Genomic DNA, 14,476 nt, shown 5'->3' with positions numbered 1-14,476 from the left:
TCATGCTGTTCTCGGCATTGCCCGAACCCCAGGGCCTCTACCACCCCGACCGCGAGGCGGATTCCTGCGGTGTGGCCATGGTGACCGATATCCAGGGCCGCCGATCCCACGGCATCGTCACCGACGGGCTGATCGCCCTCGAGCACCTCGAGCACCGAGGCGCAGCGGGCGCCGAACCCAACAGCGGCGACGGTGCCGGCATCCTGATCCAACTCCCGGTCGACATGCTCGACCAGGTCACCGATTTCGATCTTCCGGAGCCGAATTCCAACGGCGACAACACCTTTGCGGCCGGCATCTGCTACCTCCCGCAGGAGCTTGCCGAACGAGCGGAAGCCCGCGCCACCATCGAAGCCATCGCCGAGGAAGAGGGGCTCGAGATCCTCGGGTGGCGTGAGGTGCCCGTCGATCCGGACGGCGCTGAAATCGGTCAGACAGCGCTGGGTTGTATGCCCCACATGTCACAGCTCTTCGTCGCCGCCCCGGAGCACAACGGCGTGCGCGCCGGCGGAATCGACCTCGACCGTCGCGTCTACCCCCTGCGCAAGCGCGCCGAACGGGGCAGCGTCTACTTCCCGTCGCTGTCCAGCCGCACCATGGTCTACAAGGGCATGCTCACCACACTGCAACTGCCGCAGTACTTTCCGGATCTGCGTGACGAACGCTGCGTCAGTGCGATCGCGATCGTGCACAGCCGCTTCTCCACCAACACCTTCCCCTCCTGGCCTCTCGCACACCCCTTCCGCTTCGTCGCCCACAACGGTGAGATCAACACCGTGCGCGGCAATCGCAACCGCATGCACGCCCGCGAGGCCATGCTCGCCAGCGCGACGATCCCCGGCGACCTCGCCCGGCTCTCCCCGGTGTGCACCCCCGACGCGTCCGATTCCGCATCGTTCGACGAGGTCCTCGAACTCCTCCATCTCGGCGGCCGCGCCCTGCCCCACGCCGTGCTGATGATGATCCCGGAGGCGTGGGAGAACAACACCACGATGGACGACGCCGAGCGCGCCTTCTGGCGGTACCACGCCTCGCTCATGGAACCCTGGGACGGCCCGGCCTGTGTCACCTTCACCGACGGCACCCTCGTCGGAGCCGTGTTGGACCGCAACGGGTTACGGCCCGGCCGCTGGTGGCGCACCATCGACGACCGTGTGATCCTGGCCAGTGAGAGCGGCGTGCTCGACGTCCCGTCGGCGCAGATCGTCGCCAAGGGGCGGCTCCAGCCGGGGAAGATGTTCCTGATCGACACCGCTGCCGGACGTATTGTCTCCGACGACGAGATCAAGCAGGACCTCGCGACGGCCGAACCGTACGGCGAGTGGCTGCACGCCGGACTGCTCGACATCAAGACCCTGTCAGACCGTGTCCGCGTAGCGCCCAATCACGATTCGGTGGTCCGCCGTCAGATCAGCTTCGGCTACACCGAGGAAGATCTGCGCATCCTGCTCACCCCGATGGCGGCCTCGGGTGGCGAGCCGCTGGGGTCCATGGGCACTGACACCCCGGCCGCGGTGCTCTCCGAGCGATCCAAGTCTCTCTACGATTACTTCGTCGAACTCTTCGCCCAGGTCACCAACCCCCCGCTGGACGCCATCCGAGAAGAGGTCGTCACCTCGATGTCGCGCGTGATGGGCCCCGAGCACAACCTGCTCGAACCGACGGCCGCCTCGTGCCGTCAGATCACCCTGGGCTGGCCGGTGCTCGACAACGACGAGCTCAACAAGATCGTGCACATCAACGACGACGGCGAGCATCCCGGGCTGCGCACCGCCGTGCTCAAAGCCCTCTACCGCGTCGAACGCGGTGGTGAGGGGCTCGCCGACGCTCTCGAGGATCTGCGTACCCGCGCCTGCGACGCCATCGCCAAAGGTGCTCGCACACTGGTCATCTCCGATCGCGACTCCGACCACACCAAGGCGCCGATCCCGTCCCTTCTCGCCGTGTCGGCGGTCCACCACCACCTGGTGCGCACCAAGCAGCGCACCGCCGTCGCGCTCGTCGTCGAGACCGGCGACGCCCGCGAGGTCCACCACATCGCGATGCTGATCGGTTTCGGCGCCGCCGCGGTCAACCCCTATCTGGCATTCGAATCCATCGAGGACCTCATCCGCGAAGGCGAGCTCACCGGGATCGAAACCGCGACCGCCGTGAGAAATTACCTCAAAGCGCTCGGCAAGGGCGTGATGAAGGTGATGAGCAAGATGGGGATCTCGACGGTGGCCTCCTACACCGGTGCCCAGGCGTTCGAGGCGGTCGGCATCGACAAGGAGGTCATCGACGAATACTTCACCGGGACCCCGACCCAACTGGGCGGTGTCGGACTCGACGTCATCGCCGAAGAGGTGAAGCTGCGGCACCGCCGCGCGTACCCGGAGAACCCGACCGAACGTGTCCACCGCCGCTTGGAGGTGGGCGGCGAGTACGCCTTCCGCCGCGAAGGCGAGCTGCATCTCTTCACCCCCGAAGTCGTTTTCCTGCTGCAGCATTCGACTCGCACCGGCCGCTACGAAGTATTCGAGAAGTACTCCGAGGAGGTCAACCGGCTCGCCCGTGAGGGGGGCGCGTTGCGTGGGCTGTTCGCGTTCAAGGAGGGAATACGCCCGCCCGTGCCGCTCGACGAGGTCGAACCCGCCAGCGAGATCGTCAAGCGCTTCAACACCGGTGCGATGAGCTACGGCTCGATCTCCGCGGAAGCGCACGAGACGATGGCTGTCGCGATGAACCGCCTCGGTGGCCGGTCCAACAGTGGCGAGGGCGGCGAAGACACCGACCGGCTCTATGACCCGATGCGCCGCAGCGCGGTCAAGCAGGTGGCCTCAGGGCGATTCGGCGTCACCAGCGACTACCTGGTGAACGCCACCGACATCCAGATCAAGATGGCCCAGGGCGCCAAACCCGGTGAGGGCGGCCAACTTCCGGGCTACAAGGTGTACCCCAACATCGCCAAGACCCGGCACTCGACGCCCGGGGTGGGGCTCATCTCGCCGCCACCGCACCACGACATCTACTCGATCGAGGACCTCGCCCAGCTGATCCACGACCTGAAGAACGCCAACGCCGACGCCCGCATCCACGTCAAGCTGGTCAGCTCGGTGGGTGTCGGCACGGTCGCCGCGGGTGTGTCCAAGGCGCATGCCGACGTCGTGCTGATCTCCGGATACGACGGTGGCACCGGTGCGGCGCCGTTGACGAGCCTCAAGCACGCCGGCGCGCCCTGGGAGATCGGGCTGGCCGACACCCAGCAGACGTTGATGCTCAACGGACTCCGCGACCGCATCACCGTGCAATGTGACGGCGGGATGCGCACCGCGCGGGACGTGATGGTGGCCATGCTGTTGGGCGCCGAGGAATTCGGCTTCGCCACCGCGCCGTTGGTGGTGTCGGGCTGCATCATGATGCGCGTCTGTCACCTCGACACCTGCCCCGTCGGGGTGGCGACGCAGAACCCTGAACTGCGTGCACGATTCACGGGCAAGCCCGAGTTCGTCGAGACGTTCTTCCAGTTCATCGCCGAAGACATTCGCAAGCATCTCGCCGAACTCGGCTTCCGCAGCGTCGACGAAGCCGTCGGACATGCCGAGATGCTCGACACCGATCTCGGCGTCGCGCACTGGAAGAGCAAGGGCCTGGACCTGAGCCCGATCTTCGCGGTGCCACCGACTGACACCGAGCGCCGCCGCGTGCGCGACCAAGATCACGGTCTGGCGCAGGCATTGGACCGCACGCTGATCCAGCTGTGCGAGGGGGCGCTCGAAGACGCCCACCCGGTGCGGCTCGAACTTCCGGTGCGCAACGTCAACCGCACCGTCGGCACCCTGCTCGGTAGTGAGGTCACCCGCCGCTACGGCGCCGAGGGACTGCCCGACGACACCATCCACGTCACGCTGACCGGATCGGCCGGCCAGAGCGTCGGAGCGTTCCTGCCGCCAGGGGTCACCATCAATCTGATCGGTGACGCGAACGACTATGTCGGCAAGGGCCTTTCGGGCGGACGCATCATCGTCCGACCCGACGACGACGTGCTGTTCCTGCCCGAGGACAACGTGATCGCCGGCAACACTCTGCTCTACGGCGCCACGTCGGGCGAGGTGTTCCTGCGCGGACGGGTCGGGGAGCGGTTCGCCGCACGCAACTCCGGGGCGCTGGCGGTCACCGAGGGCGTGGGCGACCATGCGTGCGAGTACATGACCGGGGGACGGGTGGTGGTTCTGGGTCCGATCGGCCGGAACATGGCCGCAGGCATGTCGGGCGGCATCGCCTACGTGCTCGGCCTCGACCCGCAGCGTGTCAACACCGATATGGTCGAGCTGCAAACGCCGGACGGCGTCGATCTGGCATGGCTGCGCGACGTCGTCGCCTGCCATGCCCATCACACCGGCAGCACGGTCGCGACGTCGCTGCTGTCGGATTGGCCCCGCCGCAGCGCGCAGTTCACCAAGATCATGCCGCGCGACTACCAGCGCGTGCTCCAGGCCACCCGGATGGCCAAAGCCGAGGGCAGAGACGTCGACGCAGCGATCATGGAGGCAAGTCGTGGCTGATCCGTACGGATTCCTGGACGTCGCGAAGGTCGAGGCGGCCAAGCGGCCCGTCGACGAACGCGTTGGTGACTGGCGCGAGGTGTACGAACGTCAGGATCCCCACGAACGCGCCGGTGAGGTGTCCCAGCAGGCGCGACGCTGTATGGATTGCGGTATTCCGTTCTGCCACAGCGGAACTGCTGGCTGTCCGCTCGGCAATCTGATCCCCGAGTGGAACGATCTGGTGAGGCGCGAGCGCTGGGATGCCGCCAGTGAGCGTCTGCACGCCACCAACAACTTCCCGGAATTCACGGGCCGGCTCTGTCCCGCCCCGTGCGAGGTCGCCTGCGTGCTGTCGATCGCCGAAGAGAAGACCGGCGGTAGCGTCACGATCAAGCGTATCGAGCAGACCATCGCCGATCAGGCCTGGATGGACGGCATCGTGGAACCGCAGCCGGCGGCGATCGCGACCGGCAAGCGGGTGGCCGTGGTGGGGTCCGGACCGGCCGGATTGGCTGCGGCCCAACAACTCACGCGCGCCGGACACGACGTGACGGTCTACGAACGCGACGACCGCATCGGCGGCCTGATGCGGTACGGCATCCCCGAGTACAAGCTCGAGAAGGCCACGCTGAACCAGCGGCTGGCCCAGATGCGGGCGGAGGGAACGCGTTTCGTCACCGAATGTGAGGTCGGCGTCGACGTGACCATCGATGCCTTGCGCGCCCAGTACGGCGCGGTCGTGCTCGCCGTCGGCGCGTTGCGGGCCCGCGACAACGCGGTGGAGGGGCGCGATCTGGCGGGTGTGCACTTGGCCATGGAGCATCTGGTGCCCGCGAACAAGGAGTGTGAGGGCGACGGTCCCAGCACGATCTCGGCCGAGGGCAAGCACGTGGTGATCATCGGCGGCGGCGACACCGGCGCGGACTGCCTGGGCACCGCGCACCGGCAGGGTGCGGCGTCGGTGACCCAACTCGACTACAACCCCGAGCCGCCGGAGTATCGCGACGAGTCCAGTGCGCCTTGGCCCATGTGGCCGGTGGTTCTGCGCACCCGGCTCTCCCCGGCACATGCCGAGGGCGGGGAGCGTCGCTACCAGGTCGCCGTCCAGCGGTTCGTCGGTGACGAGCAGGGCAACCTGCGCGCGCTGGAGATCGCTGAGGTCAAGGTCGAGCGTGACGCGTCGGGCCGGCGGCAGATCACCCCGGTGGGCGACAGCCTGGAGATCCGCTGCGACCTGGCGCTGCTGGCCATCGGGTTCGACGGCGTGGAGCACATGCCTCTGCTCGACGGCCTTGGTCTGACGCTGAGTCCGCGCGGCACGCTGCGCTGTGGGCAGGACTGGCAGACCGACTCGCCCGGGGTGTTCGTCTGCGGGGACGCTCACCGAGGTGCGTCGCTGATCGTGTGGGCGATCGCGGAGGGGCGCAGTGCCGCCGCCGCGGTCGACGCTTTCCTGATGGGTGAGACGGACCTTCCCGCGCCGGTCAGGCCTGGTGCGCTCCCGCTGGCCGTCATCTGAATCGATTAACGACTATGCTCGGCATCCGTGAGTAGACGCGGAAAAATCGTCTGTACGTTGGGTCCGGCCACGGCCACCGAAGATGCGGTCCGCAAGCTCGTCGAGGCGGGCATGGACGTCGCCCGGCTGAATTTCAGCCACGGTGACTACCCCGATCACGAGGCCAACTACAAGCGGGTCCGGATGGCATCGGATCGCACCGGGCACGCCGTCGGCATCCTCGCCGACCTGCAAGGCCCCAAGATCCGCCTCGGTCGTTTCGCCGACGGCCCGACGGTGTGGGAGAACGGCGAGACGGTGCGCATCACCGTCGAGGACTGCGAAGGCACCCACGATCGGGTGTCGACGACCTACAAGCGGCTGGCCCAGGACGCGGCGCCGGGAAACCGGGTGCTGGTCGACGACGGCAACGTCGGTCTGGTGGTCGAGCACATCGACGGCAACGACGTCGTCTGCACGGTCACCGAGGGCGGCAAGGTCAGTAACAACAAGGGGATGTCGCTGCCGGGGATGAACGTCTCCGCGCCGCCCCTGTCCGAGAAGGACATCGAGGACCTGGAGTTCGCTCTGCGCCTCGGCGTCGACCTGGTCGCGCTGTCGTTCGTGCGGTCGCCGGCCGATGTCGAACTCGTGCACGAGGTGATGGACCGAGTCGGGCGGCGTGTCCCGGTCATCGCGAAGCTGGAGAAGCCGGAAGCGATCGACAACCTCGAGGCCATCGTGCTCGCGTTCGACGCGATCATGGTCGCCCGCGGCGATCTGGGTGTCGAGCTGCCGCTCGAAGAGGTGCCGCTGGTGCAGAAGCGCGCCATCCAGATGGCGCGGGAGAACGCCAAGCCCGTCATCGTGGCCACGCAGATGCTGGAGTCGATGATCGAGAACTCCCGGCCCACCCGGGCCGAGGCGTCCGACGTGGCGAACGCCGTGCTCGACGGCGCCGATGCGGTGATGCTCTCGGGCGAGACATCGGTCGGCAAGTGGCCGTTCGAGACGGTGCGCACCATGGCCCGCATCATCTCCGCAGTGGAGGAGAACTCGGTGGCGGCCCCGCCGCTGACCCACGTGCCACGCACCAAGCGCGGCGTGATCTCCTACGCCGCCCGCGACATCGGTGAGCGCCTGGACGCCAAGGCTCTCGTCGCGTTCACCCAGTCCGGTGACACCGTGCGCCGGCTGGCCCGCTTGCACACCCCGCTGCCGGTGCTCGCGTTCACAGCGCTACCCGAGGTGCGCAGCCAGCTCGCGTTGACCTGGGGTACCGAGACGTTCATCGTGCCGCACATCCAGACCACGGACGGCATGATCCGGCAGGTGGACAAGTCGATGCTCGAGTTGGGTCGCTACAAGCGCGGTGATCTGGTGGTCATCGTCGCGGGTGCGCCTCCCGGCACAGTAGGGTCGACGAATCTCATTCACGTCCACCGCATCGGCGAGGACGACGTCTAGACCCAGGGGGTTGCGTGTCAGCAGACTTCGATGAACTGCTGGCAGTACTCGACCTGACGCGGGTCGGCGGACACACCTCGGACCTCTTCACGGGCCGCCACCCGAGCAAGAACCCGGTTCGCACGTTCGGCGGGCAGATGATGGCCCAGGCGTTCGTCGCGGCGGGCCGCACGCTGAGCCATCCCGTCCCGCCGAGCACGCTGTCGGTGCACTTCATCGCCGGCGGCGATCCCGAGAAGGACCTCGAGTTCCACGTGGTGCGCCTGCGGGACGAGCGCCGCTTCGCCAACCGGCGGGTCGACGTCATGCAGGACGGGGCGCTTCTGACCACCGCGCTGGTGTCCTATCTGGCCGGCGGCAAGGGACTCGAGCACGGGGCGACGGCGCCCGAGGTGGCCGAACCGCTGGACGTGCCGCCGATCGACGAGCTGCTGGGCGGCTACGAAGAGGTCGTGCCGCACTTCGCCAACGCGCTGCGGCCGATCGAGTGGCGCTACACCAACGACCCGGCCTGGATCATGCGGGACAAGGGTGACCAACTGCCGCACAACCGCGTATGGATGACCGCCCGCGGCGCCATGCCCGACGATCCTGTCCTGCACGCTGCGGCGCTGGTCTATTCGTCGGACACCACCGTGCTGGATTCGATCATCACCACACACGGTTTGTCCTGGGGCCACGACAGGATCTTCGCCGTGACGACGAACCATTCGATGTGGTTCCACCGACCGGTGCACTTCGACGACTGGGTGCTGTACTCGACCACCTCGCCGGTGGCGGCTGAGTCGCGCGGCCTGGGTTCCGGGCACTTCTTCGACCGGTCGGGGCAGCTGCTGGCCACGGTCGTGCAGGAGGGGATCGTGAAGTACTTCCCGGCCCGGACTACCGGGTAGGCGTCACCGTCACCGAGAACTGATCTTCGACGCGCCGCTGGAAGTCCTCGGCGCACTGCTCGACGGCCGAGTTGTCGTTGCCGGCGCGGCTCAGGCAGTCGACGTAGTCGGTTCCGCCGACCTGGTCGAAGAGCCCGATGTAGATCGGGATGAACACGAGTGCGGCGACGATGGAGACGGCACCGAGCACGATGCCGGCGGTCGCGACGCCGCCGTTGGTCGCTTCGCCGCGCTTGACCCTGCCGCGGGCGATGAATCCGATGATGACCGCGCTGAGTCCCAGCACGATCCCGCCGGCGATCGACCAGCACAGCACGACGCCGACGATCGCGAGAATCAGTGCGGTGGTGCCCAATCCGTTCTTGGGTGCCGACGCGGGCGGCGGGCCGCCGGGATGACCCCCGTAACCGCCGTAGCCCCCGTAGTTGCCGTATTGCGGCGGCGGCCCGTAGGGAGGTGGTCCGTACGGCGGCGGCGGAGGGGGCGGTGCGTCGCTCATGCCGGTGAGATTACCCGGACGTTCAGAGATTCCGGCAGATGATGAGTGGCGACGACGACGGTGCGCTCGGCGCCGAACAGGCCTGACGGGGCGAGGATGTCGGACAGCAGTGTCTCGGCGTCGGAGCGGTCGAGATGCTCGGTGGGCTCGTCGAGCAGCACGGTCGGCGCGGTGCAGATCAACGCCCGCGCCAGCAGCAGTCGTCGGCGCTGGCCGGCCGACATCGAGGCCGCTCCTCCCACGAGCACCGTCGACAGCCCGTCGGGCAGGCCGGCGAGCCAGGGGCCCAGCCCGACCCGGGTCAGCGCGTCGGTCAGTTCCGCGTTGCTCGCGTCGCCGCGGGCCACCAGCAGGTTGTCGCGCACCGTGGTGGCGAACAGGTGGGCGTCCTCGGCGAAGAACGTGCCCGCGGTGCGCATCAACAGGGTGGTCTTCCCGCAGCCGCTCGGCCCGACGACGGCGATGCGGTCTCCGCGTTCGACGTGCAGGGTGGCGACGTCGGGGCGGCGGCGCGTGATGTCGTCCGCTTCGGTGAGCGCCCTCAGGCGCCGGGCGGCGACGCGTGCCCTGCTCACGGTGACCGCAGCAGCAGGCAGGGCCGCCGTCGCCTCGAAAGCCGACAGCGGCAGCAGCATCAGGACGGCCAGCGTGGTCGGGGCGACGGTGTGTGCCAGCGCAATACCGGCCATCAGCGCGCCGAGCACGCTGATGCCGGTGGCTGCGGCGGGGGCCGCTGCGGCGACGGCTGCCGGTGCGGCCGCGCGGTCGATCGCATGCCCCCAGCGCCGCTGCTGGGCGGCGGCGTTGGCGAGGATACCGGGGAGGCGGCCGGCGACCCTCAGCTCGGCCGCATGCTCCAGTGCGAGGAGCGCTGCCGTGTCGCGGTCGGAATGGTTTTGCGCAGCAACGGCTTCAGCCTGCCGGGTGGCACGCGCTGCCACCGCTGGAGCGGCCACGCCTGCGAGCAGGAGGCTGGCGGCGAGCATGGCTGCCGCGGTCGGGGAGATCAGTCCCACGGTGATCACGGCGGCGATCCCGAGAACGCCGGCGACGCACATCGGCACGACGGCACGCACCAGCACGTCGGCCACGTCGTCGACGCCGGCGCCGATGCGGGCGACGAGATCGCCGCTGTGCCTTCGGGTCACGTCGTCGTCCGGGACGGCGGCCAACCGCGCGAACACGCGTTCGCGGGCCGAGGCGGCGGCTCGCAACGCGGTGTCATGGGAGGCCAGCCGTTCGCAGTAGCCGAACACGCCGCGGGAGATCCCGAAGGCACGCACGGCGACGACGGCGATCGTCAGGTCCAGGACGGGGGGCATCTGCCATGCGCGCGTGATCAACCACGCCGACACCCCGGCCAGGGCCAGCGCGCTGCCGAGCGAGAGGATGCCGAAGGCGATCGCCAGCAGCAGGCGTGACAGACGCGGTCGCAGCAGGTCATACACCCACATGTGCAGGCACCCCCATGTCGATGACGCTGTCGCCGATCGCCAGCACCGTGTCGCGGTGCCCCACCACGACGACCGTCGCACCGTCGGTGGCGCGGGTGCGGATCGCCGCCAGCACAGCGTGTTCGGTCTGCTCGTCGAGATGTGCGGTGGGTTCGTCGAGCAGCAGCACCGGCGCCGGCGAGCCCAGGACGCGGGCCAGCCCCAGCCGCTGACGCTGTCCCAGTGACAGGCCGACCCCGTTCTGCCCGATCCTGGTGTCCAGGCCGTCGGGCAGGTCAGCGAGCACGTTATCGAAACATGCTGCGCGACAGGCATTCTCGAGATCGGGCAGTGGCCCGAAGAGCTCGAGGTTCTCGCGCACGGTGCCGGGGATCACGACAGGGCGGTGCGCCAGCCACGCGACCTGGCGCCACCACCACGTCGGGTCGAGGTCGGCGACGTCGACACCGTCGATCCGCACGCGGGCATCCGATGCCTGATCGAGTCCGAGCACGGCCTGCAGCAGTGTCGACTTGCCGCACCCGTTGGGTCCTGTCAGGACGGTGATCCGGCCCGGTTCGGCGAGTAAGGCGGGCCTGCCCACCGCGATGGTGACCGCGCCGCTGTCGAGGACGCGAGAGCCGGCCTGCGACGGCTGGACGGAGTCGAGGAACGCGAACGCGGCCTGCACTGCGGTCTTGCCGTCCTGTGCGCTGTGGAAGGCCGCACCCACCCGGCGCAGCGGCCAGAACACCTCGGGGGCGAGCAGCAACGCGGTCAGCGCGGTCGCCAGCGGAATGTGGCCGTACACCAGTCGCATTCCGACGCTGACTGCCACCAGGGCCACCCCGAGAGTGGCCAGCAGTTCGAGCACGAGCGCGGACAGGAACGCGATGCGCATCGTGGCCATCGCCGAACGGCGATGCGCCGCACTCAGTTCGGCGACCTTCGCGATCGCCCCCTCGGCGCGGCCCAATGCCCGCAGCGTCGGCAGTCCCGCGACGAGATCCAGCAGGCGGGCCTGCAGCGTGGTCATCGCGGCCAGTGCCGCCGCCGACCGGTCCTCGGTGGCCAGACCGATGAGGATCATGAAGATCGGGACCAGCGGCAGGGCGACGAGCACGATCGCCGCGGCCTGCCAATCCACGAACGCGATAACGACGACGGTGGCGGGGGTCAGGATCGCCGCGAGGAACAGCGACGGCAGGTAGGCGGTGAAATACACACGGAGACCGTCGAGTCCACGGGTGATGACGGCGGCCGCGTCGTCGCGGCGCCGCGCCAGCTCCCGCGGGGGTGCGTCCGTTGCGGCGCGCAGCACCTGGTCACTCAGGTCGGCGATGACGTCGCTGGCGCCGTGCTGTGCCAGCCGACCCTGCTGCCACTGCGTCAGGACGCGGACGATCCACAGCGCGGCCAGCAGCGTGATCGGGGCGGCCAGCGCACCGACGGTCCGGGACGCCGGGTCGGTGATGATCCGGGCGACCAGGCCGGCGAGCACCACAGCCGATCCGATCGTGGCGCCGGCGATCACCACCCCGCACACGGTGGTGGCGACCAGGAACCGGCGCATCGCCACCGAGACCCGCCACAGCCGCGGGTCGATCGGGGCACGCGAACTCGTCGTCAGGACGTGTGCCTCGTCAATCCGATGGAGGCCGGAATGGCCGCGGCGGTGATGCGCTGGCGGAACACCCAGTACGTCCACGCCTGGTACCCCATGACGAGGGGGAGCAGCGTCAGCGACGCCCAGCTCATGATCTTCAGCGTGTACGGCGTCGACGAGCCGTTGTAGATGGTCACGTTCCAGTCGGGATTCAGCGTGGAGGGCAACAGGTTCGGGTACATCGAGCCGAACAGCAGCACCGCGACTGCAGCCACGACGATCATCGTCGCGACGAATGCCCGGCCCTCGCGCTCACCGCGCCACATCAGCGCGACGGCGCCCAGAAGTGCGACCACCGCGACCGCCAGCGCCCACCAGGTCCACGACTTTCCGTGTGCCAGCTGTGTCCACAAGCCGAACCCGCCGGCGAGCACGACCGCGGGGGCGGACAGGATGCGGCCGAACCGGAAGGCGTCCTCGCGCACCGGGCCTGAGGTCTTCAACGCCACGAACACTGCGCCGTAGAACGCGAACAGCGACGCGGTCGCGAGCCCGCCGAGCAGTGTGTAGACGCTGACGACGTCGGTCAGCGTGGCCTGCGAACGCCCGTCGGCGTCGATCGGGAGGCCCTGCACCAGGACGGCGAACGCGACACCCCAGAGGATGGCGGGTAGCCAGGACCCGGCCGCGATGCCGATGTCGGCCCAGCCGCGCCACCGGGGATCGTCGATCTTGCCGCGCCATTCGATGCCGACGACACGCAGGATCATGCCGACCAAGATCGCCAGCAGGGGCAGGTAGAGCGAGGAGAACACCGTCGCGTACCAGACCGGGAACGCGGCGAACATCGCTGCGCCCGCAGTGATCAGCCAGACCTCGTTGGCGTCCCACACCGGTCCGATCGTGTTCAGCGCGGCCCGGCGATGCTGCTCCGAATCGCCCTGTCCGACCGCGCCGAACGGGATCATCAGCATGCCGACGCCGAAGTCGAACCCTTCCAGGACCAGGAAGCCGAGGAACAGCGCCGCGATGAGGAAGAACCAGAGTTCTTGCAGTCCCATGGTTTTCGCGTCCTCTCAGTAGGCGAACGACAGGGGAGCGACGTCTTCGGAGCTGGGTGGGGCGGGCGGGGCCGGTTCCGAATCGTGGTCCTGGGGACCCTCGACGACGTAGCGGCGCATCAGCCAGAACCAGACCACCGCCAGAGCGCCGTAGAGGAGCGTGAAGGTGCCCAGAGAGAACAGCACCAAACCCACGGAGTGCCCGGAGACGCCGTCCTGCACCGTCATTCGCACCATCTGGTCGCCCGTCGGGTTGGGTACCACCACCCACGGTTGGCGGCCCATCTCGGTGAACACCCAGCCGGCCGAGTTCGCCAGGAACGGCGCCGGAATGGTCAGGATGCCGAAGCGGCCGTACCAGCGCTGGTCGGGAATGCGTCCGCGCCGGGTCAGCCACAACGTGGCGAGGGCGAACGCGGCGGGGACCATGAGCAGACCGATCATGGCGCGGAACGCCCAGTAGGTGACGAACAAGTTGGGTCGGTAGTCGCCGGGCCCGAACTTCTCCTGGTACTGCTCCTGGAGATCTTGCACGCCCTGCAGCGTCACCCCGCTGAACTTGCTCTCCGCCAGGAACGGCAGCACGTAGGGCACCTCGATGAGGTGGCTGACGCTGTCACAGTTGTTGTGGGTGCCGACGGTCAGGACCGAGAACATGGGGTCGGTCTCGGTGTGGCACAACGATTCGGCCGAGGCCATCTTCATCGGCTGCTGGACGAACATCAGCTTGCCCTGGATGTCGCCGGTGAAGAACAAGCCGCCGGCCGCGACGAGCGCCACGACCGAGCCGAGCATCGCGGCGGGCCGGTACATCGCGCGGCTGTCTGCGGGGCCGTCAGAGCGCTGCGAGCGCACCATCAACCAGGCCGAGACGCCGGCGACGAACGCGCCGGCAGTCAGGAAGGCGCCGGTGACGGCGTGCAGGAACGCCCAGATCGCGGTGTTGTTGGTCAGCAGTGCGGCGAAGTCGGTCAGCTCGGCGCGGCCGGTCTCGGGGTTGAACTTCGCGCCGACGGGATGCTGCATGAACGAGTTCGCGGCGATGATGAAGAACGCCGAGGCGTTGACACCGAAGGCGACGATCCAGATGCACGCCAGGTGCAGCGCGCGAGGCAGTCGGCTCCAGCCGAAGATCCACAAGCCGATGAAGGTCGATTCGAAGAAAAAGGCGATCAGACCTTCGAACGCCAGTGGCGCGCCGAAGATGTCGCCGACGAACTTCGAGTACTCGCTCCAGTTCATGCCGAACTGGAACTCCTGGACGATGCCGGTGGCGACGCCGATCGCGAAGTTGATCAGGAAAAGCTTTCCGAAGAACTTCGTGAGCCGGTACCAGGCCGTGGTGCCGGTGACGTGCCAGACCGTCTGCATGACGGCGATCAGCGGCGCCAAACCGATGGTGAGAGGGACGAAGATGAAGTGGTAGACGGTCGTGATGCCGAACTGCCACCGCGAGACGTCCAATGCGTCCATGTGCCACTCCCTCGTCCACC

Annotated in this window: 9 protein-coding genes; 4 read left to right on the top strand and 5 right to left on the bottom strand. The window is 68.3% G+C overall.

What is annotated here, in order from left to right; genetic code table 11:
* The first annotated feature begins 2 nt into the window (after positions 1-2).
* Genes gltB through ACZY1G_RS25065 form a run of 4 tightly spaced genes read left to right on the top strand, consistent with a single transcriptional unit; the run spans position 3 to position 8,384 of the window.
* Positions 3-4,544 carry a glutamate synthase large subunit gene (gene gltB / locus ACZY1G_RS25080; RefSeq protein ID WP_463823908.1) on the top strand — a complete coding sequence of 1,514 codons (4,542 nt, stop codon included), beginning with the start codon at positions 3-5 and terminating at the stop codon, positions 4,542-4,544.
* Entirely contained in the window at positions 4,537-6,045 is a 1,509-nt protein-coding gene (locus ACZY1G_RS25075) for a glutamate synthase subunit beta (RefSeq protein WP_463817929.1), read from the top strand. Before gltB ends, ACZY1G_RS25075 begins: the two co-directional genes overlap by 8 nt.
* Positions 6,046-6,072: 27 nt before the next feature.
* Positions 6,073-7,491, top strand: coding sequence for a pyruvate kinase (gene pyk, locus ACZY1G_RS25070; RefSeq protein WP_463817930.1), 1,419 nt, complete (start codon positions 6,073-6,075; stop codon positions 7,489-7,491).
* Positions 7,492-7,505: 14 nt separating this feature from the next.
* Positions 7,506-8,384 (top strand): acyl-CoA thioesterase domain-containing protein, encoded by an 879-nt coding sequence (locus tag ACZY1G_RS25065; protein ID WP_463817931.1) that lies wholly within the window; start codon positions 7,506-7,508, stop codon positions 8,382-8,384.
* Here the strand turns inward: ACZY1G_RS25065 and ACZY1G_RS25060 are convergent.
* From ACZY1G_RS25060 to ACZY1G_RS25040, 5 genes are read right to left on the bottom strand one after another with little or no spacing between them, the layout of a single operon-like run.
* Positions 8,374-8,883, bottom strand: a complete 510-nt coding sequence (locus ACZY1G_RS25060; protein WP_463817932.1) for a DUF4190 domain-containing protein — start codon at positions 8,881-8,883, stop codon at positions 8,374-8,376. The two genes, ACZY1G_RS25065 and ACZY1G_RS25060, sit on opposite strands and share 11 nt — an antisense overlap.
* Positions 8,880-10,337: an ATP-binding cassette domain-containing protein gene (locus ACZY1G_RS25055; RefSeq protein ID WP_463823907.1), complete on the bottom strand. Its 1,458-nt coding sequence runs from the start codon at positions 10,335-10,337 to the stop codon at positions 8,880-8,882. Before ACZY1G_RS25055 ends, ACZY1G_RS25060 begins: the two co-directional genes overlap by 4 nt.
* Positions 10,324-11,889, bottom strand: coding sequence for a thiol reductant ABC exporter subunit CydD (gene cydD, locus ACZY1G_RS25050; RefSeq protein ID WP_463823984.1), 1,566 nt, complete (start codon positions 11,887-11,889; stop codon positions 10,324-10,326). The genes ACZY1G_RS25055 and cydD overlap by 14 nt, the downstream gene beginning before the upstream one ends.
* Positions 11,890-11,942: 53 nt before the next feature.
* Positions 11,943-12,983: a cytochrome d ubiquinol oxidase subunit II gene (gene cydB, locus ACZY1G_RS25045; protein WP_463823906.1), complete on the bottom strand. Its 1,041-nt coding sequence runs from the start codon at positions 12,981-12,983 to the stop codon at positions 11,943-11,945.
* A gap of 15 nt (positions 12,984-12,998) precedes the next feature.
* Positions 12,999-14,456: a cytochrome ubiquinol oxidase subunit I gene (locus ACZY1G_RS25040; protein ID WP_463823905.1), complete on the bottom strand. Its 1,458-nt coding sequence runs from the start codon at positions 14,454-14,456 to the stop codon at positions 12,999-13,001.
* Between the last annotated feature and the right edge of the window lie 20 nt (positions 14,457-14,476).

This window comes from Mycobacterium sp. IDUB_5, assembly GCF_055419565.1.
The sequence above is the reverse complement of the archived record's forward strand: the minus strand, read 5'-3'. Positions and strand labels throughout refer to the sequence as shown.

Excerpts from the sequence above, each read along its gene's own strand:
- gltB (WP_463823908.1), top strand. The coding sequence starts at position 3 with ATGCTGTTCTCGGCATTGCCCGAACCCCAGGGCCTCTACCACCCCGAC.
- ACZY1G_RS25060 (WP_463817932.1), bottom strand. The coding sequence starts at position 8,883 with ATGAGCGACGCACCGCCCCCTCCGCCGCCGCCGTACGGACCACCTCCC.
- ACZY1G_RS25055 (WP_463823907.1), bottom strand. The coding sequence starts at position 10,337 with ATGTGGGTGTATGACCTGCTGCGACCGCGTCTGTCACGCCTGCTGCTG.
- cydD (WP_463823984.1), bottom strand. The coding sequence starts at position 11,889 with ATGCGCCGGTTCCTGGTCGCCACCACCGTGTGCGGGGTGGTGATCGCC.
- cydB (WP_463823906.1), bottom strand. The coding sequence starts at position 12,983 with ATGGGACTGCAAGAACTCTGGTTCTTCCTCATCGCGGCGCTGTTCCTC.
- ACZY1G_RS25040 (WP_463823905.1), bottom strand. The coding sequence starts at position 14,456 with ATGGACGCATTGGACGTCTCGCGGTGGCAGTTCGGCATCACGACCGTC.